Annotated in this window: 19 protein-coding genes and 2 riboswitches; of the genes, 13 read left to right on the top strand and 6 right to left on the bottom strand. The window is 70.4% G+C overall.

Annotated features, from left to right (window positions below; all coding sequences use genetic code 11):
- On the bottom strand, positions 1-1,296 hold the full coding sequence (locus ACIBQ6_RS14800; protein ID WP_397212364.1) for an aminotransferase class V-fold PLP-dependent enzyme: 1,296 nt from the start codon (positions 1,294-1,296) through the stop codon (positions 1-3).
- Positions 1,297-1,342: 46 nt separating this feature from the next.
- Positions 1,343-1,458, bottom strand: a riboswitch (SAM riboswitch).
- Positions 1,459-1,533: 75 nt separating this feature from the next.
- Between ACIBQ6_RS14800 and ACIBQ6_RS14795 the strand changes: the two genes are divergently transcribed.
- Positions 1,534-2,733, top strand: coding sequence for a cytochrome P450 (locus ACIBQ6_RS14795; RefSeq protein WP_397212362.1), 1,200 nt, complete (start codon positions 1,534-1,536; stop codon positions 2,731-2,733).
- Here the strand turns inward: ACIBQ6_RS14795 and ACIBQ6_RS14790 are convergent.
- The gene (locus ACIBQ6_RS14790; protein ID WP_397212360.1) at positions 2,717-3,679 is read right to left on the bottom strand and encodes an SAM-dependent methyltransferase; all 963 of its coding nucleotides are present in this window, start codon (positions 3,677-3,679) and stop codon (positions 2,717-2,719) included. The two genes, ACIBQ6_RS14795 and ACIBQ6_RS14790, sit on opposite strands and share 17 nt — an antisense overlap.
- Positions 3,680-3,873: 194 nt before the next feature.
- On the opposite strand from ACIBQ6_RS14790, the gene ACIBQ6_RS14785 reads away from it, so the two are divergent.
- The 5 genes from ACIBQ6_RS14785 (at position 3,874) to ACIBQ6_RS14765 (ending at position 9,575) form a co-directional block, all read left to right on the top strand.
- Positions 3,874-4,098 (top strand): chaplin family protein, encoded by a 225-nt coding sequence (locus ACIBQ6_RS14785; protein WP_352358570.1) that lies wholly within the window; start codon positions 3,874-3,876, stop codon positions 4,096-4,098.
- Positions 4,099-4,432: 334 nt separating this feature from the next.
- Positions 4,433-5,323, top strand: coding sequence for a DUF2520 domain-containing protein (locus ACIBQ6_RS14780; protein ID WP_358291572.1), 891 nt, complete (start codon positions 4,433-4,435; stop codon positions 5,321-5,323).
- A 22-nt stretch (positions 5,324-5,345) separates the two neighbouring features.
- A complete protein-coding gene (gene panC / locus ACIBQ6_RS14775) occupies positions 5,346-6,179 on the top strand; it encodes a pantoate--beta-alanine ligase (protein ID WP_397212357.1) in 834 nt (277 codons plus the stop codon).
- A gap of 84 nt (positions 6,180-6,263) precedes the next feature.
- Complete coding sequence (locus tag ACIBQ6_RS14770; RefSeq protein WP_397212355.1) at positions 6,264-8,789, top strand: L-aspartate oxidase; 2,526 nt, start codon at positions 6,264-6,266, stop codon at positions 8,787-8,789.
- A gap of 3 nt (positions 8,790-8,792) precedes the next feature.
- Entirely contained in the window at positions 8,793-9,575 is a 783-nt protein-coding gene (locus ACIBQ6_RS14765; RefSeq protein ID WP_352318636.1) for a type III pantothenate kinase, read from the top strand.
- 65 nt (positions 9,576-9,640) lie between these two features.
- Here ACIBQ6_RS14765 and ACIBQ6_RS14760 read toward each other — a convergent pair whose 3' ends face one another.
- Positions 9,641-10,117 carry a hypothetical protein gene (locus tag ACIBQ6_RS14760; RefSeq protein ID WP_397212353.1) on the bottom strand — a complete coding sequence of 159 codons (477 nt, stop codon included), beginning with the start codon at positions 10,115-10,117 and terminating at the stop codon, positions 9,641-9,643.
- 148 nt (positions 10,118-10,265) lie between these two features.
- Between ACIBQ6_RS14760 and lysX the strand changes: the two genes are divergently transcribed.
- A complete protein-coding gene (lysX, locus tag ACIBQ6_RS14755) occupies positions 10,266-11,747 on the top strand; it encodes a bifunctional lysylphosphatidylglycerol synthetase/lysine--tRNA ligase LysX (protein ID WP_352358581.1) in 1,482 nt (493 codons plus the stop codon).
- A 48-nt stretch (positions 11,748-11,795) separates the two neighbouring features.
- Here lysX and ACIBQ6_RS14750 read toward each other — a convergent pair whose 3' ends face one another.
- Entirely contained in the window at positions 11,796-12,725 is a 930-nt protein-coding gene (locus ACIBQ6_RS14750) for an NADP-dependent oxidoreductase (RefSeq protein WP_397212351.1), read from the bottom strand.
- 80 nt (positions 12,726-12,805) lie between these two features.
- Here ACIBQ6_RS14750 and ACIBQ6_RS14745 point away from each other — a divergent pair, with 80 nt between their 5' ends.
- Positions 12,806-13,204 carry a winged helix-turn-helix transcriptional regulator gene (locus ACIBQ6_RS14745; RefSeq protein WP_397212349.1) on the top strand — a complete coding sequence of 133 codons (399 nt, stop codon included), beginning with the start codon at positions 12,806-12,808 and terminating at the stop codon, positions 13,202-13,204.
- Here ACIBQ6_RS14745 and ACIBQ6_RS14740 read toward each other — a convergent pair.
- Positions 13,194-14,345: a cytochrome P450 gene (locus tag ACIBQ6_RS14740; RefSeq protein WP_397212347.1), complete on the bottom strand. Its 1,152-nt coding sequence runs from the start codon at positions 14,343-14,345 to the stop codon at positions 13,194-13,196. The two genes, ACIBQ6_RS14745 and ACIBQ6_RS14740, sit on opposite strands and share 11 nt — an antisense overlap.
- A gap of 230 nt (positions 14,346-14,575) precedes the next feature.
- Between ACIBQ6_RS14740 and ACIBQ6_RS14735 the strand changes: the two genes are divergently transcribed.
- Positions 14,576-14,788 (top strand): LuxR C-terminal-related transcriptional regulator, encoded by a 213-nt coding sequence (locus ACIBQ6_RS14735; RefSeq protein ID WP_132597751.1) that lies wholly within the window; start codon positions 14,576-14,578, stop codon positions 14,786-14,788.
- Positions 14,789-14,873: 85 nt separating this feature from the next.
- Here the strand turns inward: ACIBQ6_RS14735 and ACIBQ6_RS14730 are convergent, their stop codons facing one another.
- Entirely contained in the window at positions 14,874-15,917 is a 1,044-nt protein-coding gene (locus ACIBQ6_RS14730) for an NlpC/P60 family protein (RefSeq protein ID WP_397212345.1), read from the bottom strand.
- Positions 15,918-15,923: 6 nt separating this feature from the next.
- Positions 15,924-16,075, bottom strand: a riboswitch (cyclic di-AMP (ydaO/yuaA leader).
- Positions 16,076-16,362: 287 nt separating this feature from the next.
- Here ACIBQ6_RS14730 and ACIBQ6_RS14725 point away from each other — a divergent pair.
- The 4 genes from ACIBQ6_RS14725 to ACIBQ6_RS14710 all read left to right on the top strand — a co-directional run bounded on the left by ACIBQ6_RS14725 (position 16,363) and on the right by ACIBQ6_RS14710 (position 20,054).
- Positions 16,363-16,932 (top strand): amino-acid N-acetyltransferase, encoded by a 570-nt coding sequence (locus ACIBQ6_RS14725; protein WP_358291588.1) that lies wholly within the window; start codon positions 16,363-16,365, stop codon positions 16,930-16,932.
- Positions 16,933-17,017: 85 nt separating this feature from the next.
- Positions 17,018-18,601: an RDD family protein gene (locus tag ACIBQ6_RS14720; protein WP_397212343.1), complete on the top strand. Its 1,584-nt coding sequence runs from the start codon at positions 17,018-17,020 to the stop codon at positions 18,599-18,601.
- A gap of 106 nt (positions 18,602-18,707) precedes the next feature.
- The gene (locus ACIBQ6_RS14715) at positions 18,708-19,196 is read left to right on the top strand and encodes an RDD family protein (protein WP_358291591.1); all 489 of its coding nucleotides are present in this window, start codon (positions 18,708-18,710) and stop codon (positions 19,194-19,196) included.
- Positions 19,197-19,721: 525 nt separating this feature from the next.
- Complete coding sequence (locus ACIBQ6_RS14710) at positions 19,722-20,054, top strand: Lsr2 family protein (protein WP_125641669.1); 333 nt, start codon at positions 19,722-19,724, stop codon at positions 20,052-20,054.
- Positions 20,055-20,097 lie beyond the last annotated feature (43 nt).

Raw genomic sequence — 20,097 nt, 5'->3', positions numbered from 1 at the left:
TCAGCGGCTGACCAGGTCGCGCAGGGCCTCGACCAGGCGGTCGACGTGCTCCTGCGTGCTGCCGATGCCGATGGAGGCGCGTACCGCCGAGGCGGTGCCGTCCTCGCAGCCGCCGTCCGAGGCATCCAGCAGGTGGCGGACGAACGGGTGCGCGCAGAACTTCCCGTCCCGCACGCCGATGCCGTACTCGCCGGACAGCGCCTCGGCCACCTCGCGGGCCGAGTAGCCGTCCACGACGAACGACACGATCCCCACCCGCGGGTGGTCCTCGCCCCACAACGACAGCTCGCGCACCCCGTCGATCGAGCCCAGACCGGTACGCAGCCGGGCGATCAGGCGCTCCTCCTCGCGCACCAGCTCCGTCCACCCCGTGGCGGTGAGCGCGTCGCAGGCGGCGGCCAGGGCGATGGCGCCGAGCACGTTGGGGGTGCCGGCCTCGTGGCGCGGCTCGGGGTCGTCGTGCCACTCGGTGGTCTCGCCGACCGAGCGCACCGCGCCGCCGCCCTTCAGGTACGGCTCGCCCGCCGCCAGCCAGTCACGGCGTCCGACCAGCACGCCGGCGCCGAAGGGCGCGTACAGCTTGTGGCCGGAGAAGGCCACGTAGTCCAGGTCGAGCGCGGTCAGGTTGAGCCTGCGGTGCGGGACGAGCTGGGCGGCGTCCACCAGGATCCGGGCGCCGTGCCGGTGGGCGATGTGGGCGAGGGCGGCGATGGGCCACAGCTCGCCGGTGACGTTGGAGGCGGCGGTGACCACGAGCAGCTTGGGCCCCTCGATCCCGGCCAGCGCCTCGTCGGCGGCGCGGACGGCCTCGCCGGGGAAGGCGGGCGGCGCCAGGCGCACGGACCGCTCCCAGGGCAGCAGCGAGGCGTGGTGCTCGGAGTCGAAGACGACGACGGTCGTGCCCTCGGGCAGGCAGCCGGCCAGCAGGTTGGTGGCGTCGGTGGTGTTGCGGGTGAAGATGACGGCGTCGTCCGGGCGGGCGCCGACGAAGGCCCGGACCGTGTGGCGGGCCTGCTCGTAGCGGGCGGTGGTGAGCTGGGAGGCGTAGCCCGCGCCGCGGTGGACGCTGGAGTAGGCCGGGAGCGCGGCGGCGACGGCGGCGCTGACCGGCTCAAGACAGGGGGCGCTGGCCGCGTAGTCGAGGTTGGCGTAGCTCACCAGCCGGCCGCCCTTGACCGGCACTTCGAGGTCGGCGCCGAGCACGGCGGGGATCGACCGTCCGGAGGCGGCGGCAGGGGCGGTGGCCTCGGCGGCAGCCTGGGCGGGGACGGAGTTGAAGATCGTCAGCGTGGACACGGCACAGCTCCTCACGGGTCGGTCGGACCCCTGGAAGCAGCCACGGAGCCCGCGCTTGCCCGCCACACCTCGTGACGGACCAGGTCTTCACCCGGGGCACCCCGCCGCGGACGCGAGGGTTGCCGGCCAGCTAGCCGGGGCTTGTCGCTGGCACTCATGACCTACGACGGCACTATAACCGACACCCGGGCATGATTCGCAAGCTCAGCAGGTCAACCCGTCTCATAAGATGAAATAGTGCGCTTTGATCCCTGGAATCCGGATTTCGTCGTCGACCCCTATCCGGCGTACGACGAGCTGAGGCGCGAGGCGCCCGTCCGCTACTTCGAGCCGTCCAACCAGTGGCTGATCTCCCGGCACGCGGACGTGAACGCGCTGCTCAGGGACCGGCGGCTGGGCCGCGACTACACCCACGTCGCCACGCACGAGGAGTTCGGCCGGCAGCCCGCGCCGGAGTTCCAGGAAGCCTTCTGGCGGGTCAGCAGGAACGGCATGCTGGAGGTCGAGCCGCCGGACCACACGAGGCTGCGCCGGCTGGTGTCCAAGGCGTTCACGCCGCGCATGGTCGAGTCGCTGCGCCCGCGCGTCCGGGCCATCGCCGAGAGCCTGATCGACGCCTACGTCGAGAAGGGCGGCGGCGACCTGATCGCCGAGGTCGCCGAGCCGTTGCCGGTCACCGTCATCGCCGAGATGCTCGGCGTCCCCGAGCAGGACCGCCACCTGCTGCGCCCGTGGTCGGCCGACATGTGCGGCATGTACGAGCTCAACCCCAGCCTGGAGACCCAGCACCAGGCGGTGCGCGCGGCCGAGGAGTTCGAGTCCTACCTCAAGGACCTGGCCCGCGACCGGCTCGCGAACCCCGGCGAGGACCTGGTCAGCGCCCTGGCCGCGATCCGCGAGCTGACCCTCGACGAGCTGGCCGGCACCTGCGTGCTGCTGCTCAACGCGGGCCACGAGGCCACGGTCAACGTCACCGGCAACGGCTGGCGGGCCCTGCTGAAGAACCCCGGCGAGCTGGCCCGGCTGCGCGCCGACCGTTCGCTGCTGCCGACCGCCATCGAGGAGCTGCTGCGCTACGACACCCCGCTGCAGCTCTTCGAGCGCTGGGTGCTGGAGGACATCGAGGTGCACGGCGTGCGGATCCCGCGCGGCTCGGAGGTCGCCTGCCTGTTCGGCTCGGCCAACAGGGACCCCGAGGTGTTCGAGGACCCGGACCGGCTCGACCTGGGCCGTCCGGACAACCCGCACATCTCCTTCGGCGCCGGCATCCACTTCTGCCTGGGCGCGCCGCTGGCCAGGATCGAGCTGACGGAGTCGTTCACCGCGCTGCTGGACCGGGTCGGGACGATCGAGCTGCGCGCGGAGCCGGTCTACAAGCCGGGCTTCGTGATCCGCGGCCTGCGCTCGCTCGACCTCGACGTCACCGGCTCTGGCTGAGCCAGCCGAACCCGCCGAGCCCCGCCGGATCGATCAGCTCGCCCTCCTCCGACGCCCGCGACAACGCGCGCACGTAGCCGCGCGGATCGGTGCGGGCGAGGTCGACCGGCGGCCGGGCGCCGGTGAGGCCCAGCGCCCGCAACATGTCGCGCTGTGTGGACAAGGTTGTGGATATCGCGCCGGCCCGCCGCCCGGCCTCGGCGCACGCGTCGAGCGCGACGTGGGCGGTGATGTCGCAGGTCCCGTCGGGGATGGGCGTGACGACGGCGCCGTCGCGGTAACCGGTCAGCGTGCCACAGAGCGGTCGGTTATCCACAGGGTGTGCATAATCCACGGCTATCGCCCGGCCGCGGGCGAGGCGTACCAGAACGGAGGCCCAGGCGTCGTCACGGGGACGGCCGATCTCGGCTCGGGTGCCCACGTGCGGCAGCGGCCACCAGCGGTCGAGCCATTCGCGGTCGGCGGGCCGCAGCGGGCCGCCGAGGCGCTCCTCCCCGGTGCGGGTGTTGACCATGACCAGACGCGGGCCGCCGGAGGTCTGCTCGGCCACGTCGAGCGGGATGTTGTCGAGCCACTCGTTGGCGACGGCCAGCCCGGTGATGCTGGACGGCAGGCAGCGGCGCCACTCGACCTCGTCGGGCAGGCCCGGCGGCCTGGGTGACAGGTCGACGCACGTGACCCGGAGCCGGTCGCGCAGCGCGGGCTCGGCCAGGTCGAGGACGCGGCGGACCAGCACGCCCTCGCCGGAGCCGATGTCGACCAGGTCGAGCCACTCGGGGGAGCCGAGGTCGCAGTCGACCTCCGCCAGCAGGGCCAGGATCGCCTCGGCGAACACGGCCGAGGCCCCGACCGAGGTGCGGAAGTGGCCCGAGGGGCGTTCGCGGAGGTAGAAACCCTCCTCGCCGTAGAGCGCGCGTTCGGTCGCGGCGCGCCAGGTGAGCCACATGAGGCTGACTATCTCATGACTCCGGCCATCAACACGCTAAGTCATTGATTGACTACACTTGGTCGCTACATTGCGCTAACGTTTACGTACTGTCACCGAGCGACTGCGTTTCGCCCATCCGCGGTAAGCGGCGAGCCGGTTCGCTCCACCGAAGCATTGCGGCCTCCACGGCCGCATACTGAGAGGAGCCCCCCGTGAAGAAGACTCTGGTCATGGCAGGTGCCATTGCCCTGCTGGCGCTGGCGGCCCCCGCGTACGCCGACGACGTCACCCACGGCAACAACGGCATCCTGAGCGGCAGCCCGATCCACCTCCCCATCACCGCCGTCGTGCCCGTCTGCGGCAACAACATCGGCATCCAGGCTGTCCCGATCAACGGCTGCCAGGGGAGCCCCAACACCGCGGTCTACAGCCGCTGAGGCAGGGAGAGCCCGGACCGCTCGCGCGCGGTCCGGGCTCTGATCCCGGCCGGTCAGTCGGCGGATGACCGGTCAGTGCACCTCCAAGAGGTCGCATCCAGGCGGGCGTCGGGTTGTCAGGACTCGGCGCCCGTCGTCGTGCGTGGACCCCTCTCCTCATCTCTTTCGACAGGGGGTGCACGATTCGTATGCCCCTGTCGCATTTGTCGTTAACTCAACGGGCGGTAAAGCGGCGGACATGCCTGACCGCGTTCGTCGGCCCGTGACATGTGCGCCGCCGCCCGCCGGTTACGCTGGTCGGCAGTGCCATCACGGTCGACAGGGGTGAGACGTCATGGACGCAGGTGATCGCCCGGCACGGCTGACCGTCGGCGTGCTCGGCGCGGGCAAGGTCGGCTCCGCGCTCGGCGCCGCGCTGGCGCAGGCGGGCCACCGGATCGTGGCCGCGAGCGGGGTCTCCGACAGGTCGCGGAGGTGGGCCGCCGACCGGCTCGGGGTCGAGCTGACGCGGCCCGACGAGGTGGTGGCCGCCGCCCAGCTCATCCTGCTGACCGTCCCCGACGACGCGCTGCCCGACCTCGTGGCCGGCCTGGCCCGTACGGGCGCCGACCTCCAGGGCAAGCTGCTCGTCCACACCAGCGGCGCGTACGGCCTGTCGGTGCTCGAACCCGCCGCCGGGGTGGGCGCGCTGCCGCTCGCGCTCCACCCGGTCATGACCTTCACCGGCCGCGACGACGACCTCAACAAGATCACCGGCATCTCCTTCGGCGTCACCGCGCCCGACATGCTGCGGCCCGTGGCCGAGGCGCTGGTGATCGAGATGGGCGGCGAGCCGGTCTGGATCGCCGAGAGCGACCGCGCGCTCTACCACGCGGCCCTGGCCAACGCCGCCAACCACATGGTCACCCTCATCGCCGAGTCTGAGGAGCTGCTCGGGCGCATCGGCGTCGAGCACCCGGGCCGGATGCTGGGCCCGCTGCTCGGCGCGGCGCTCGACAACGTGCTGCGGCTGGGCATCGCCGGGCTGACCGGCCCGGTCGTCCGCGGCGACGCGGGCACCGTGCGCAAGCACGTCGACGCGCTGATCCTGGCCGCCCCGGAGGCCGCCGACGCCTACATCGCGCTGGCCCGGCTCACCGCTGACCGGGCGCTGGCCGCGGGGCTGCTCAAACCGGAGGAGGCGGAGCGGCTGCTCGACGCCCTTGGGGGCAATATATGGACCTGACCGTCGGGTGTGGAGGGCAGCAATGGATCTGATCGTGGCCGGCAACCGGGACGACCTGGCGAAGGCGCGTGGCACGGGCAGCGTGGCGCTGGTCCCGACCATGGGCGCGCTGCACGAGGGCCACCGGTCGCTGATCAGGGCCGCCCGGGTACGCGCCGACCAGGTCGTGGTCAGCATCTTCGTCAACCCGCTGCAATTCGGTCCTAACGAGGATTTTTCCCGCTATCCCCGTACGTTCGACGCCGATCTCGACGTGTGCCGGGAGGAGGGCGTGCACGTCGTGTTCGCGCCCTCGCCCGAGGACATGTACCGCCCCGAGCGGCAGGTGAGCGTCTGCGCGGGCGAGATGGGCGCGATCGTCGAGGGCGCCTCCAGGCCGGGCCACTTCGACGGCGTGCTGACGGTGGTGCTCAAGCTGTTCAACCTGGTCCGTCCCGACGTGGCGATCTTCGGCCAGAAGGACGCCCAGCAGCTCGCCGTCATCCGCCGCATGGTGGCCGACCTCGACCTGGCCGTCGAGATCGTCGGCGCGCCCACCGTGCGCGAGCCCGACGGCCTGGCTCTGTCCAGCCGCAACCGTTACCTGTCGGCGCGCGACCGCACGGTCGCGCTGGCCCTGTCCCGCGCCCTGCGGGCGGGCGCGGCCGAGCTCACCGCCGGCGCGATCCGGTCCACCGCCCGCGCGGTGCTCGACGAGGCCGGGCCCGACCTCGACCTCGACTACCTGGCACTGGTCGATCCGGCCACGTTCAAGGAGGTCGACGACGCCTACGAGGGCTCGGCCGTGCTCGCCGTGGCGGCCCGGGTGGGCGGCACCCGGCTGATCGACAACGTCGTCCTGAGCCTTCGTCGCTGATCCGTACGGCGCCCCCGGGGCATGTCCACGTCGCGGCAGGCGTTATCGTCATAGTGACGAAATCGCCTCAGTGAGGAGACCCCCATGAGTGCACCGGCGATTCCCCAGCGTCTGACGGCCCCCGAACCCGGCTGGACGGTCGAGGCGGACGTGGTCGTCGTCGGCTCCGGCGTCGCGGGCCTGACCGTGGCGCTGCGCCATGCCGAGCTGGATCCCGCGGCCAAGGTCCTGGTCGTCACCAAGGACGTGCTGTCCGCCGGGTCCACCAAGTGGGCCCAGGGGGGCATCGCCGCCGTGCTCGACCCGCGCGACACCCCCGACGAGCACCTGAGCGACACGCTGCTCGCCGGGGTCGGGCTGTGCGACACCAAGGCCGTGCGAACCCTGGTGACCGAGGGGCCGGGCGCGCTGCGGCGGCTCATCGAGCGCGGCGCCCGGTTCGACCGCACCCCCGACGGCGAGCTCCAGCTCACCAGGGAAGGCGGTCACCGGCGCCACCGGATCGTGCACGCCGGCGGCGACGCCACCGGCGCCGAGGTGCAGCGGGCGCTGGTCGAGGCGGTGCGCGCCGGATCGATCGAGGTGATCGAGCACGCGCTCGTGCTCGACCTGCTCAAGGACGCCCGCGGCCGGGCCAGGGGAGTGACCCTGCACGTCATGGGCGAGGGCGCGCGTGACGGCGTCGGCGCGGTCCTGGCGCGGGCGGTGGTGCTGGCCACCGGCGGCATGGGCCAGGTCTACGCCGCGACCACCAACCCGGTCGTGTCCACCGGCGACGGCGTGGCGCTCGCGCTCAGGGCGGGGGCGGTCGTGCGCGACATCGAGTTCGTGCAGTTCCACCCGACCGTGTTGTGGCTGGGGGAGGGCTCGACCGGCCAGCAGCCGCTCATCTCCGAGGCGGTCAGGGGCGAGGGCGCCTTCCTCGTCGACCACGAGGGCAACCGGTTCATGCAGGGCGTGCACGAGCTGGCCGACCTGGCCCCGCGCGACGTCGTGGCCAAGGCGATCACCAGGGTCATGGGCGAGACCGGCCGCGACCACGTCTTCCTCGACGGCCGCCACTTCGGCAGGGACAAGTGGGAGAGCCGCTTCCCCACCATCTACGCCGTCTGCCGGGAGCACGGCATCGACCCGGCCACCGAGCCGATCCCCGTCTCCCCGGCCGCCCACTACGCCAGCGGCGGCGTCCGCGCCGACCTGTCCGGGCGTACCTCGATCGAGGGTCTGTACGCCTGCGGCGAGGTGGCCTGCACCGGCGTCCACGGCGCCAACCGGCTGGCCTCGAACTCGCTCCTTGAGGGTCTGGTCTTCGCCGAGCGCATCGCCGAGGACATCCACCGGACGCGTCCCGAGCCGGGCGAGCCGGTCGCCGGGCGGGCCGCGACGGGCCTGGTGGACCCCAGGGCCAGGCCCAGGATCCAGGCGCACATGAGCGCCGGCGCCGGGGTGCTGCGCAGCCGCGCGTCGCTGCAGGCCACGTCGAAGGCGCTGCGCGACGCGCTCTGGACGCCGGTCGAGGTGTCCGCCTGCACCGAGTCGTGGGAGGCGAGCAACCTCCTCACCGTCGCGGCCGTCCTGACCGGCGTGGCGGCGGCCAGGCTGGAGACGCGCGGCTCCCACTGGCGCGAGGACCACGAGAGCCGGGACGACAATGAGTGGCTGGGCCACCTGGACGTGACCCTGACCGAGGAGGGCCTTCGCATGACGTACACCCCGCACGGCGAGGCGATGCCGCCGCGGCTGGCGCAGGAGCTGACCGCCGCCGGGCTCGACCCGGCCGAGGTCGACGCGCTGATCGACCGCGCGCTCGAAGAGGACCTGCAGGAGGCGGGCGACGTGACCAGCCTGGCCACGATACCGGCCGAGCAGCGTTCGGCGGCCGACGTGGTGGCCCGCAAGGACGGCGTGGTGGCCGGGCTGGCCGTGGCCGAGGCGGTCTTCCTCCGGCTGGGCGCCGGCCGCGCCGAGCGGCGGGCCAAGGACGGCGAGCGGGTGGCGGCCGGCGACGTGCTGATGACGGTCGAGGGCCCGACGCGGGCCGTGCTGACCGCCGAGCGCACCGCGCTCAACCTGCTCACGCACCTGTCCGGGGTGGCCACGCTGACCGCCAGGTGGGTGGCCGCGATCGAGGGCACGCGGGCGCGGGTGCGCGACAGCCGCAAGACCCTGCCGGGTCTGCGGTCCCTGGAGAAGTACGCCGTGCGCTGCGGCGGCGGCGTCAACCACCGCATGTCGCTGTCGGACGCGGCCCTGATCAAGGACAACCACGTGGTGGCGGCCGGCGGCGTGGCCGAGGCGTACCGCGCGGTGCGCGAGCGCTATCCCGAGGTGCCGATCGAGGTCGAGATCGACCGGCTCGACCAGCTGGAGCCCCTGCTGGACGAGGGCGCCGAGGAGATCCTGCTGGACAACTTCACGGTCGAGGACACCGTACATGCCGTACAAATCGTGAAAAGTCGGGCGAAAAACAGGGTTGCGCTTGAAGCGAGTGGGGGATTGACCTTGGAATCGGCTCGTGATGTGGCTGAAACTGGCGTTGACTACCTTGCGGTGGGAGCGCTCACCCACTCGGCGCCGGCCCTGGACATCGCACTGGATTTGCGGGGGTAATTGATGCTGCTCACGATCGACGTCGGCAACACGCACACGGTGCTGGGGCTGTTCGAGGGCGAGGACGTCATCGAGCACTGGAGGCTGGCCACCGACGCCCGCCGCACCGCCGACGAGATCGCCGTCGTGCTCCAGGGGCTGCTGGCCCAGTCACCCCTGCTCAAGGGCGCCGACATCAGCGGCATCGCCATCTGCTCGACCGTGCCGAGCGTGCTCAACGAGATGCGGGAGATGTGCCGCCGCTACTACGGCGACGTCACCGCCGTGATCGTGGAGCCCGGCGTGCGCACGGGCGTGCCGGTGCGCATGGACAACCCCAAAGAGGTGGGCAGCGACCGCATCGTGAACGCCCTGGCCGCCATCGACCAGTACGGCGGCCCGTGCATCATCGTCGACTTCGGCACCGCCACCTCCTTCGACGCGGTGTCGGCCAAGGGCGAGTACGTCGGGGCGGTCACCGCCCCCGGCATCGAGATCTCGGTCGACGCCCTGGCCGCCGCCGGCGCCCAGTTGCACAAGGTCGAGCTGGTCAGGCCGCGCTCGGTGATCGCCAAGAACACGGTCGAGGCGTTGCAGGCCGGCATCATCTACGGCTTCGCCGGCCAGGTCGACGGCATCGTCGAGCGCATGGCCGCCGAGCTGGCCGACGACCCCGACGAGGTGACCGTCGTGGCGACCGGCGGCCACGCGGCGCTGGTGGTCGGCGAGTCGCGCTCGATCGACGTGCACGAGCCGTGGCTGACCCTCATCGGCTTGCGCCTGATTTATCACCGCAATACCGCTTAGAACGTGACAAGCGGCCCCCGTTCGGGACGGGGGCCGCCTGTCGGTGGTGGTGTCGCCGGCGAGGGTCACTCGTTCTCGGCGCTGTAGAGCTCGCTCCAGGGGCCGCACTTGGTGGCGAAGATGCCCTGCTCGGGAACCTGGCAGACCTTGGCCCGCAGAGTGAAGACGTCGTTCTCCTCGAAGTGGAACTTCTTGTAGCCGGGGAAGCCGCAGTACTTCTTGGCGTAGACCGTGGACCAGTCGCCGTCGGAGTCCTCGGCCTGGAACTTCACGTACGCGCACTTGCCGCCCTCGTCGTAGTCGCGGTTGTCCAGGTCGTACAGCCGGCCGGTGACGTGGACCTCGTTGGAGTCCTCCTCGTCCCACTCGACGCTGACGTGACCCTGGGCCTTGGCCAGGTGCTGCTTGGCGTACACCGGGCCCCAGTAGTCGGAGTAGTCGTCGAAGTCGGCGGTGGTGGCGCTGGCGGCCGAAGGAAGCGACAGGGCCACGGCGCTGGTGGCGGCGATGGCGAGGATGCCCGTCGCGAGCTTCTTCATCATGATCTCTCCCGGAGCTCCCCTCGGGCCGGCTCCTTGCCGGCTCCCCCCGGAGCTCGTGAGTCATTGGTACAAAAGGGTCCTTGCAGCACCCCTGCAGGGAACCGTCACGAGCGCTTGCAGTTCGCCGTATCCCCTACGCTTTGTTGTTGTGAGCGAGGAACTTCCAGAGCAGATGCGCATCCGGAGGGAAAAGCTCGACCGCCTCCGCAGCGAGGGCGTCGACCCTTACCCGGTGAACTTCCCACGCACGGCGACCAACGCCGAGGTCAAGGAGAAACACCAGGGCCTGGAGCCCGACACCGCCACCGGTGAGACGGTGGGGGTCGCGGGCCGCGTCATGCTCAACCGCGTGGGCGGCAAGCTCTGCTTCGCCACACTCCGCGACGGCGGCGCCGACCTGCAGGTCATGATCTCGCTCGACAAGGTCGGCGAGGAGTCGCTGGCTGCCTGGAAGCGCGACGTCGACCTGGGCGACCACGTCGGCGTGACCGGCGAGGTCATCACCTCGCGCCGCGGCGAGCTGTCGATCCTCGCCGACAGCTGGCAGATCACCGCCAAGTGCCTGCGCCCGCTGCCGGAGAAGCACGTCGGCCTCACCGACCCCGAGGCGCGGGTGCGCCAGCGCTACGTCGACCTCATCGTCAACGACGAGGCCAGGAAGATGGCGCGGGTGCGCAGCGCGACCGTGCGCGCGGTGCGCGACTTCTGGCACGAGGAGGGCTACCTCGAGGTCGAGACCCCGATGTTGCAGCCCATCCACGGCGGCGCGACGGCCCGGCCGTTCAAGACCCACATCAACGCCTACGACATGGAGCTCTACCTCCGCATCGCGATCGAGCTCTACCTCAAGCGGCTGGTGGTCGGCGGCGTCGAGAAGGTCTTCGAGATCAACCGCAACTTCCGCAACGAGGGCGCCGACTCCACGCACAACCCCGAGTTCACCATGCTCGAGGCCTACGGCACCTACCTCGACTACAACGACATCGCCGACCTGACGCAGCGCATGTACCAGAAGGCCGTCGTGGCCGCCCTGGACACCACCGTGGTCGTGCACGACGGCGTCGAGATCGACCTCGGCCTGGAGAAGTGGCCGCGGGTCCGGCTCTACGACCTGGTGTCCGACGCCGTGGGCGAGGAGATCACCACCGAGACCACCCTTGAGGAGCTGCGGAAGATCGCCGATCGCCGCGAGGTCCACTGGGACGCCAAGTGGGGGTCGGGCAAGCTCGTCCAGGAGCTGTTCGAGGCGCTGGTCGAGCACACGCTCGTGCAGCCGACGTTCGTCATGGACTACCCGCTGGAGACCTCGCCGCTGGCCCGTCTCCACCGCGACAACCCGCTGCTGACCGAGAAGTGGGACCTGATCGGATTCGGCACCGAGCTCGGCACCGGCTACTCCGAGCTCAACGACCCGATCGACCAGCGCCACCGGCTGGTGGAGCAGTCGCTGCTGGCCGCGGGCGGCGACCTTGAGGCGATGCAGCTCGACGAGGACTTCCTGCAGGCCCTTGAGTACGCCATGCCGCCCACGGGTGGCATGGGCGCCGGCATCGACCGGATGATCATGGCCTTCACCGGCAAGAACATCCGCGAGACCATCCTGTTCCCGCTGGTCAAGCCCACCCACTGAGCCGCCGTCCGGCGCCCCGCGCAGGTGCGGGGCGCCGGCCCGGGGCGGTCAGGGCACCAGCACGAGCCGTCCGCGCAGGCCGCCCTCGGCCAGGCGGGCGTGGGCGTCGGCGGCCTTCTCCAGCGGGTACGTCCCGGCCACCCGTAGCGTCAGCCGTCCGGCCTCGACCAGGCGCACCAGCTCGGCGAGCTGCCGGGCGTCCGAGCGGAACAGCACGGTGGCCACGTCCGTGCCGCGCAGCGCCACCGGCGCGACCCCCGACGCGAGCGCCACGAACGCTCCGCCGTCCCGAACGGCGTCGAGCGCGGGCAGGCCGAGCACGGCCGCGTCCACCACGGCGTCCACACCGCCGGGCACATGCGCCCGTACGGCCTCGGCCAGGTCCTCCTCGCGGGGGACGAACCATTCCGCTCCGAAGCCGCGTACCAGCTCCTCGTCCGCGGCGCCGGCGGCAGCCACCACCCTGACGCCGCGCACGGCGGCCAGCTCCACCAGGTAGCCTCCGACGGCCCCCGCCGCCCCCGTGACCAGCAGCGTGCCGCCCGGCCCTACGCCGGTCCGGTCGAGCGCCTGCCAGGCGGTGAGCCCGTTCAGCGGCAGCGTGGCCGCGTGGACGGGGCTCACGTCGCGCGGCGCGCGGGCCACCGCCGGGGCGTCCAGCACGACGTACTCGGCCTGCGCCTTGTACGGCAGCTCCAGCCGCGCGCAGAGCCCCACGACCTCCTCTCCCACGCTGAAGGAGGTTCCCGGGCCCACCTGGTCGACGGTGCCCGCGGCGTCGAAGCCGATCCCGTACGATTCGAGCTTCCTGGCCAGCCCGTACGAGGCCAGGGCCCCGGACGCCACGGCCAGGTCGAAGGGGTTGACCCCGGCCGCGGCCACCTTGATCCGCACCTGGCCGGGCCCCGCCGCCGGCAGCGGCGCGGACACCAGCCGGGGAGCGCCGGAGCCGCCGATGAGTGCACGCATGTTCGTCATGTCCGCGACCCTAGGAAGAGTTACTCTCTTTCAGTAAGTAGGCACCTGGAAGTGCGTAACCCACGGCGAGGAGTGAGACGGTGGCGACCACGACGGCGGCGCAGCGGCGTGACCAGGCGAGACTCGCCTTCGACGCCTACTTCGCCGAATGCCCTTCCCGCAAGCTGCTCGACCGGCTCAGCGACAAATGGGTCACGCTGGTGCTCAGCTCGCTGGCCTCCGGCGAGCGTCGCTACAGCGACCTGGCCCGGCACATCGCGGGGGTCAGCCAGAAGATGCTCACCCAGACCCTGCGCGGCCTGGAGCGCGACGGCCTGGTGGCGCGCCGCGTCACGCCGCAGGTGCCGGTGCGCGTCGACTACGCGCTCACCCCGCTGGGTCAGAGCCTGATGCCGCTGGTCACCGCCATCAAGGCGTGGGCCGAGGAGCACATCGAGGACGTCGAGGCCGCCAGGGAACGCTACGACGCTACCGCCTGAGCCGCACCGGCAGCCGGGCCAGCCCGCGCAGCACCACGTTCTCCTTGTACGGCGGCTCCGGATCGGCGGCCTCCATCTTCGGCGCCGCCGCGGCCAGCGCCGACAGCGCGATCTCGCCCTCCATCCTGGCCAGCGTCGCGCCCAGGCAGAAGTGCAGGCCGAGCCCGAAGGCCAGGTGGCGGCCGGGCTCGCGGCCGGGGTCGAACCGGTCGGGATCGGCGAACGCGGCGGGATCGCGATTGGCCGCGCCGATCGGCACGAGCACGGCCGAGCCCGCGGGCACCGGCGTCCCGCCGAGTTCCCGGTCCTCCAGCGCGATCCTGGAGGTGAGCTGGACCGGCGGATCGAAGCGCAGCACCTCCTCCACGACCTCCCTCGGGCGCTCGGCGGCGAGGTGCAGCAGGTCGTGCCGCAGCAGGTTCAGCACGCCGTTCGCGATGAGGTTGACGGTGGTCTCGTGGCCGGCCACGAGCAGCAGCACGCAGGTCGCCAGCAACTCGGCCTCGGTGAGCTCCTCGACGTGTGCGAGTGCGCTCAGGAGGTCCTCGCCGGGACGCTCGCGCCGCCGCGCGATCAGGTGGCGGAAGTAGTCGCGGAACTCGTTCCTGGAACGCTCCGTTTCCGACATGAGGGCGTCTGTCAGCATCGGGTCAAGTCCGCGGGCAAGGGCCTCGCTCCATCCGCGGAAGCGGTCGTGGTCCTCCGGCGGCACCCCGAGCATCTCGCTGATCACCATCACCGGCAGCGGGTACGCGAAGCCGGAAATCAGCTCCGCCTCCTCCGGCAGCCGCCCGATCAGGTCGGCGGTGATCTCCTCGATCCGCGGCCTGAGGCGGGCCACCATGCGCGGCGTGAACGCGCGGCTGACCAGAGCACGCAACCGGGTGTGATCGGGCGGGTCCATGAGCAGGAACGACCGGCCGGGCTGACCTGCCTCTTCCTGCGCGGGAGGGGACGTTCCGTGACCGAACCCGGGGTCGCGCAGCACGGCCGCGCACAACTCGTACGTGGTCACGACGAGCAGCCCGCCGCGCGTTCTGAAGATCGGCCCGGCGGCTCGCAGCTCGCGATATCGGACGTACGGATCGCGCACAAATTGCGGATCCGAGGGATCAAAACCCAGCACGTCGGTGGCGCTCATCGGAGGTGGAACCGGGCCGCCGAATTGATCGTTTGGACCGTTCATCGCGGACCACGGCGTGCCTGCATATGCGGAGTACGTCACATATAAGTGATCATGTCAATAGCAATGGTCAAGGGCGCCGATTGTCGCGCTTGACGACCTTTCCGCCATGCGTTTACCTTCACCGAGACGAGCGGCTTTGCTTCGCCTGAAAGGTCCGAGTTCTGCTGTTTGGGGGAGGGCTCCCGGTGGATGTGCTCACAGAAGGCGTTGAGCTGAGCCACGCGGATTTGGCGTTACTGGCCGAGTTGGCCAGGGGAGTGACGGTCGATCGGGTCGGCAGGCGGCTGGATATCAGCGGACGGACCGTACGGCGCAGGCTGAGGGGCATCTGCGACCGCATCGGCGTGGCCACGGCGATCGAGGCCGTGGCATGGGCGGCGCGCCGCCAGCTCATCTAGCGGCGCTCATCAGGTGGCGCGCATCATCCAGTGACGGGGCGAACCGGCGCCGGGCGAACCGGGGCTGGGCGAAGTGGCGCGCGGGTCAGTCCGCGATGCGCACGCCGCCGGCGAACGGCCGCCCGCCGATCGGGGCGACCCGCACGACGTCACCCGTCCGCGGAGCGTGGACCATCATGCCGCCGCCGATGTAGATGCCGACGTGGTGCAGGTCGCTGTAGAAGAACACCAGGTCGCCGGGGCGCAGCTGGTCGCGGCTGACCTGCCTGCCGGCCGTCCACTGGTCGCCGGTGTAGTGGGGGAGCGAGATGCCCACGCGCTGGTAGGCGGCCATCACCAGCCCGGAGCAGTCGTAGGAGCGCGGCCCTTCGGCGCCCCAGACGTACGGCTTGAGCTGCTGGGTGAGGGCCCACTTGACGGCCTGGGCGGCCTTGCCGTCGCCGATGACCGGCAGGTTGACGCGCACGGCCCGGGTGCCGGGACGGCCGGCCTCGCCGACGGCCCGCCGGTAGAGGTTGCTCTCGACCTTGGTGACCAGCTTGGTGATCTTCGAGCGCCTGCTCTCCAGGTCGGTGACGATCTTCTGGACCTCGGCGATGCGGGTCTTGGCGCCGGCCCTGGCCCGCTCGGCGGCCTCCATGGCCCTGGCGAGCTGGTTGACCTCCTCGCCCTGCTGCTGTTCGAGCGCGTACGTGGTCGCGGCCCGGTCGAGGAAGGTCTCGGGGTCGCCGGACTGGGCGAAGGCCAGGGCCTTGTCCAGGCCGCCGGTGATGTAGGCGTTCTGGGCGAGCAGCGAGGCCCTGGCGCGCTTGGCGGCCAGATCGGACTCGCTGGTGGCCAGGATCTTCTGGGCGGAGTCGTTGGCCTTCTGGGCGGCCTTCAGCCGTTCGCGCTGCTCGTTGTACTGCTCGGCCAGCGTCTCGATCTCTTCGTGCAGCTTCTCCACCTGGTCGGAGAGCTCGGAGAGCGACGGCTTCGGGTCGGCGGCGGCGGAACCGACGGGGACGGCGAACAGCATCGCGGCGACGGTGACGCCGATGACGCCGAGGCGGCGTGCGCGCCTGGCCTGCTCCTGGGGGCGGGCGTGCCTGCCCCCGGACTTCCCCGAGCGGTCGAACGTCCGCTTCACCAACCGAGCTCCTCTCATCGACGCCGGCCGGGTTAGCTGACGGGTTCGGGCCGGAGCAGCCCTACCGAGATGGTCGGATTCACCCCAAGTGGTGGCGCCAGGTGCTCGCCGCCGTTGGTTCCCCGGCTTCCCTTGCGGGAATTGGGCGTGTCTTTCCGCGCGCATTACGCGGAGAACATCGTCGCTGGACACTAATGCACTCCGGGTTCACGCTCAACCGGAACTGCCGAGTCTGTAGAGGTTTCACAACTGAAGGGTCACAAGGTGATCTCGTGGGTAGCCGTACGGAAGCGGGCTTCTGCACCTTTTGTCCAGCATTCGGGGTGCTGAGGTCTGGAGGAAAGCTCCAAGTCGGCTCGTGTTCATCTGACCACGGGATGTGATGAGATGCCCGAGACGTGGGATTTAGGGCCGAGCCGTAATGAGATCTGTACCCTGGAGAGCCATGGAGCAGGTGGCCGAAGTGGCAGTCCCCGAGACCGCGGTCGTGGTCAGGCGTGCGCGCACGCCCGACGTGCGTGCGATCAGGCGTCTCGTGGACACCTACGCGGGCGCGGGGCCGCGGCTCCTGGAGAAGGCCACGGTCACGCTGTACGAGGACGTCCAGGAATTCTGGGTGGCCGAGCGGGGCGGGGAGGTCGTCGGCTGCGGCGCGCTCCACGTGCTCTGGGAGGACCTCGCCGAGGTCCGTACGGTGGCCGTCGATCCCGCGTGCCGGGGGCTGGGTGTGGGGCGGCGGATCGTCTCGGCGCTCGTCCGGCAGGCGAAGGATCTGGGGCTGCGGCGTGTATTCTGTCTGACTTTTGAGGTCGACTTCTTCGCGAGGCACGGTTTCCGCCCCATCCAGGGCACACCGGTCTCACCCGAGGTCTACGCCGAGTTGCTGGCCTCGTACGACGAGGGTGTGGCGGAGTTCCTTGATCTGGAACACGTCAAACCGAACACCCTTGGCAACACCCGCATGCTGCTGCATCTGACATCGGGTGACGCGGACCTTGACCACTTGGAAAGGTGATTGTTGATACCTATGTCGATACGTTGGGCAGCACAGGCATGTGTCCTGACACGTGCCACATGCGCACTCGAAGCGAGGTGACACGGTGAGCACCGGACAGCCGCCGTACCCACAGGACGATTCCGGCGAGAACCCCGAGTACGGTCAGCACCACGGCCGTCGGCCCGGCGAGCCCGACCCGGACGTGACTGTGGTCGGCTACCGGGCGGACGATGCCTTCGGCCAGCCCCCGTACGGTCAGCAGCAGCAACAGGGCTATGGCCAGCAACAGCAGTACGGCCAGCAACCACAGCAGTACGGCCAGCAGGGCTACGGCCAGCAGCCCCAGTACGGCCAGCAGGCCGCCCCGGGTCAGCAGGGCTACGGCCAGCAGCCGCAGTCCTCGGGCCAGCAGTACACCCAGCCCGGCTACGGCCAGGAGGCCCAGTACGGCCAGCAGGCCGCCTCGGGTCAGCAGGGTTACGGCCAGCAGCCGCAGTCCTCCGGCCAGCAGTACACGCAGCCCGGCTACGGCCAGGAGGCCCAGTACGGCCAGCAGGGCTACGGCCAGCAGCCCGTCTCCGGCCAGCAGCCGCAGTCCTCGGGCCAGCAGTACGCCCAGCCCGGCTACGGCCAGCAGGCCGCCTCCGGTCAGCAGGGCTACGGCCAGGAGGCCCAGTACGGCCAGCAGGCCGCCTCGGGCCAGCAGGGCTACGGCCAGCAGCCGCAGTACGGCCAGCAGCCGCAGTCGCTACCCGACTACGGCCAGCAGCAGGGCTACGGCCAGGACGCCCAGTACGGCCAGCAGGCCGCCTCGGGCCAGCAGGGCTACGGCCAGCAGCCGCAGTCCTCGGGCCAGCAGTACGCCCAGCCCGGCTACGGCCAGCAGGCCGCCGCGGGGCAGCAGGGTTACGGCCAGGAGGCCCAGTACGGCCAGCAGGGCTACGGCCAGCAGCCGCAGTCCGACTACGGGCAGCAGCAGGGCTACGGCCAGGACGCCCAGTACGGCCAGCAGGGCGGCTACGCCCAGCAGCAGTACGGCGACCAGCAACAGGGTTACGGCCAGCAGTACGGCGACCAGCAGCAGTACGGCCAGGCATACGGCCAGCAGCAGCAGTCGCAGCCCTACGGCCAGCCCGGCTACGGCCAGCCCTACGGTCAGCCCGTCGGCGTGCAGCCTCCGGGCGCTCCGGCCCCCCTGGCGGAGTGGTGGCAGCGTCTGGTCGCGAGGATCATCGACGGCGTCATCCTCGGCGTCGTGAACTTCGTGGTCAGCCTCATCCTGGGCCTGCTCGCGGTCGGTTACGACTCGACGACCGGCCTGACCTCCGGCGTCCTGTCCGCCTTCGTCATCGGCCTCCTGTCGGCGATCGTGACGACCGCCGTCTGGGTGTGCTACGAGTTCTTCCTGACGAAGATGAACGGCCAGACGGTCGGCAAGATGGTCATGGGGATCAAGGTCGTGCCGGTGGGCCAGGCCCTGCCTCCGGGCGGACTCGCGTCCGACCTGGCGATCAAGCGCGCCGGCGTCACCTGGGGCGGCTACATCCTGAGCTGGATCCCGTTCCTCGGCCCGCTGCTCGCCTGGGCGTGCGTCGCGGTCAACGGCGCCTCGCAGCTGTGGGACAAGCCACTGCAGCAGACGTTCGCGGACAAGTTCGCGGGCACGGTGGTCGTGAAGATCAAGTAATCCCGCGTCAGCGTAAAACAGGGGCCGGCTTCCCGCCGGCCTCTGTTTTGTGTGTGCGGGGCGTACCAATATGGGGGGTACGACCGCCGACCGCGTGAGGTGGGATATGGCCGGGACACCGTCGTGGCCGGGCGCCGTGCCCGCGGAATGGTGGGAACGCCTCGCCGCCCGCTTCATTGAGGCGCTGGTCTTCGGGGTCTTCTATTACATTCTGTTCATCGCGCTGTGGGGCGCCTTCCGGACTGTCGGGATGGTCGAGGCGTTCGGCGGACGGCTCCCCGGGCTCTTGGCCTGGTTCCTGGCCGGCCTGTGTTATACGGCCTATGACTGGCGGGCCCATTGCCTGCGCCGGCGGACGTTCGGCCAGGCGATCATGAAGATTCGCCTGGCGCCGGACGACCTTCCGCGTGGCGCCCTGCTGAAACGGGCCCTGGTCTATCCCGGGCCTGTCATGCTGATGGGCATTCCGGTGGTCAATCTGCTGGCCGGAATGCTGCTGTTCGGCGTCGGGCTGCTCATCCTGATCGACAAGCCGTTGGAGCGCGGGCCGCATGACAGGCTGGCCGGAACGCGGGTGGTAAAAGATCTTCGTTGAGGCGTCCACACCTGGGAAGATGCCTTTTCGCAAAATTTTCCCTTGATCCGGTAAGGAGCCTGGAGAGACTGGCATTAGGCTATGGGACGTCCGGGTTGCCGGATGTCGGTGCCCCTGCTCCCTGAGGGCGACTGTGTGTGGCTATGGTCGGTTCCGGGTGAGTTGTCACCTAGGCGTCATGAGCGTCCGGCGTGCTCCCGCAGGTCCCGCAGGTCGCGCCGGGATGCGTATTTAGCGCCCCCGAAACCCTGCTAGCCCTGGAGGCGAGGACGAATGGAAGCCGTAACAGACGTATTGTCAGCGCTCATCCCCCCGGTCGTGGTCGGCGGCGCCTTCATCTTTGGCGCGGTGAAGTTGCTGCGATCGGAGGGCGCCGGGCGACGGGCAAACCGCCAGGATCAGGCCGAGAACCAGAACTGATCTGCCAGTCAGCCGAATCCCCGTAGCGCTGAATTGTCTCCGCGCCTTTCCGGGTATATGTTTGGGCGAGCGAATGAAACAATGCTCCGGGAAAGGATTGCGTAGATGGCCAAGCAGATCCAGGAGATTCTCATCGATGACCTCGATGGGGGCGAGGCCAATGAGACGGTCAGCTTCGCTATTGACGGCTCCTCCTATGAGATTGACCTCAGCGACGTTAACGCCAAGAAGCTGAGGGACGCACTCACGCCTTTCGTGCAGCACGCCCGCAGGGCAGGAGCCGTGTCCGCCCGTCGCCGTGGTCGCGGCGGCAACCGTGCGATGAGCCGCGAGAAGAGCTCGGAGATCCGGCAGTGGGCCAAGGCTCACGGCCTGCCGGTCAGCGAGCGCGGCAGGATCGCCTCCACCGTCGTGGAGAAGTACGAAGCGGCTCACTGAGCCTCGTCGAGAGAGCCATCTCCTGACCATGCGCTTATGCCGT

The organism is Nonomuraea sp. NPDC049655, assembly GCF_044465465.1.
In the GTDB taxonomy this organism is placed as follows: domain Bacteria; phylum Actinomycetota; class Actinomycetes; order Streptosporangiales; family Streptosporangiaceae; genus Nonomuraea.
The sequence above is the reverse complement of the archived record's forward strand: the minus strand, read 5'-3'. Positions and strand labels throughout refer to the sequence as shown.

Coding starts and splice junctions, on each gene's coding strand:
- ACIBQ6_RS14790 (WP_397212360.1), bottom strand. CDS start 3,679: ATGTGGCTCACCTGGCGCGCCGCGACCGAACGCGCGCTCTACGGCGAG.
- ACIBQ6_RS14780 (WP_358291572.1), top strand. CDS start 4,433: ATGGACGCAGGTGATCGCCCGGCACGGCTGACCGTCGGCGTGCTCGGC.
- panC (WP_397212357.1), top strand. CDS start 5,346: ATGGATCTGATCGTGGCCGGCAACCGGGACGACCTGGCGAAGGCGCGT.
- ACIBQ6_RS14770 (WP_397212355.1), top strand. CDS start 6,264: ATGAGTGCACCGGCGATTCCCCAGCGTCTGACGGCCCCCGAACCCGGC.
- ACIBQ6_RS14765 (WP_352318636.1), top strand. CDS start 8,793: ATGCTGCTCACGATCGACGTCGGCAACACGCACACGGTGCTGGGGCTG.
- ACIBQ6_RS14760 (WP_397212353.1), bottom strand. CDS start 10,117: ATGATGAAGAAGCTCGCGACGGGCATCCTCGCCATCGCCGCCACCAGC.
- ACIBQ6_RS14750 (WP_397212351.1), bottom strand. CDS start 12,725: ATGACGAACATGCGTGCACTCATCGGCGGCTCCGGCGCTCCCCGGCTG.
- ACIBQ6_RS14740 (WP_397212347.1), bottom strand. CDS start 14,345: ATGAGCGCCACCGACGTGCTGGGTTTTGATCCCTCGGATCCGCAATTT.
- ACIBQ6_RS14725 (WP_358291588.1), top strand. CDS start 16,363: ATGGAGCAGGTGGCCGAAGTGGCAGTCCCCGAGACCGCGGTCGTGGTC.
- ACIBQ6_RS14715 (WP_358291591.1), top strand. CDS start 18,708: ATGGCCGGGACACCGTCGTGGCCGGGCGCCGTGCCCGCGGAATGGTGG.
- ACIBQ6_RS14710 (WP_125641669.1), top strand. CDS start 19,722: ATGGCCAAGCAGATCCAGGAGATTCTCATCGATGACCTCGATGGGGGC.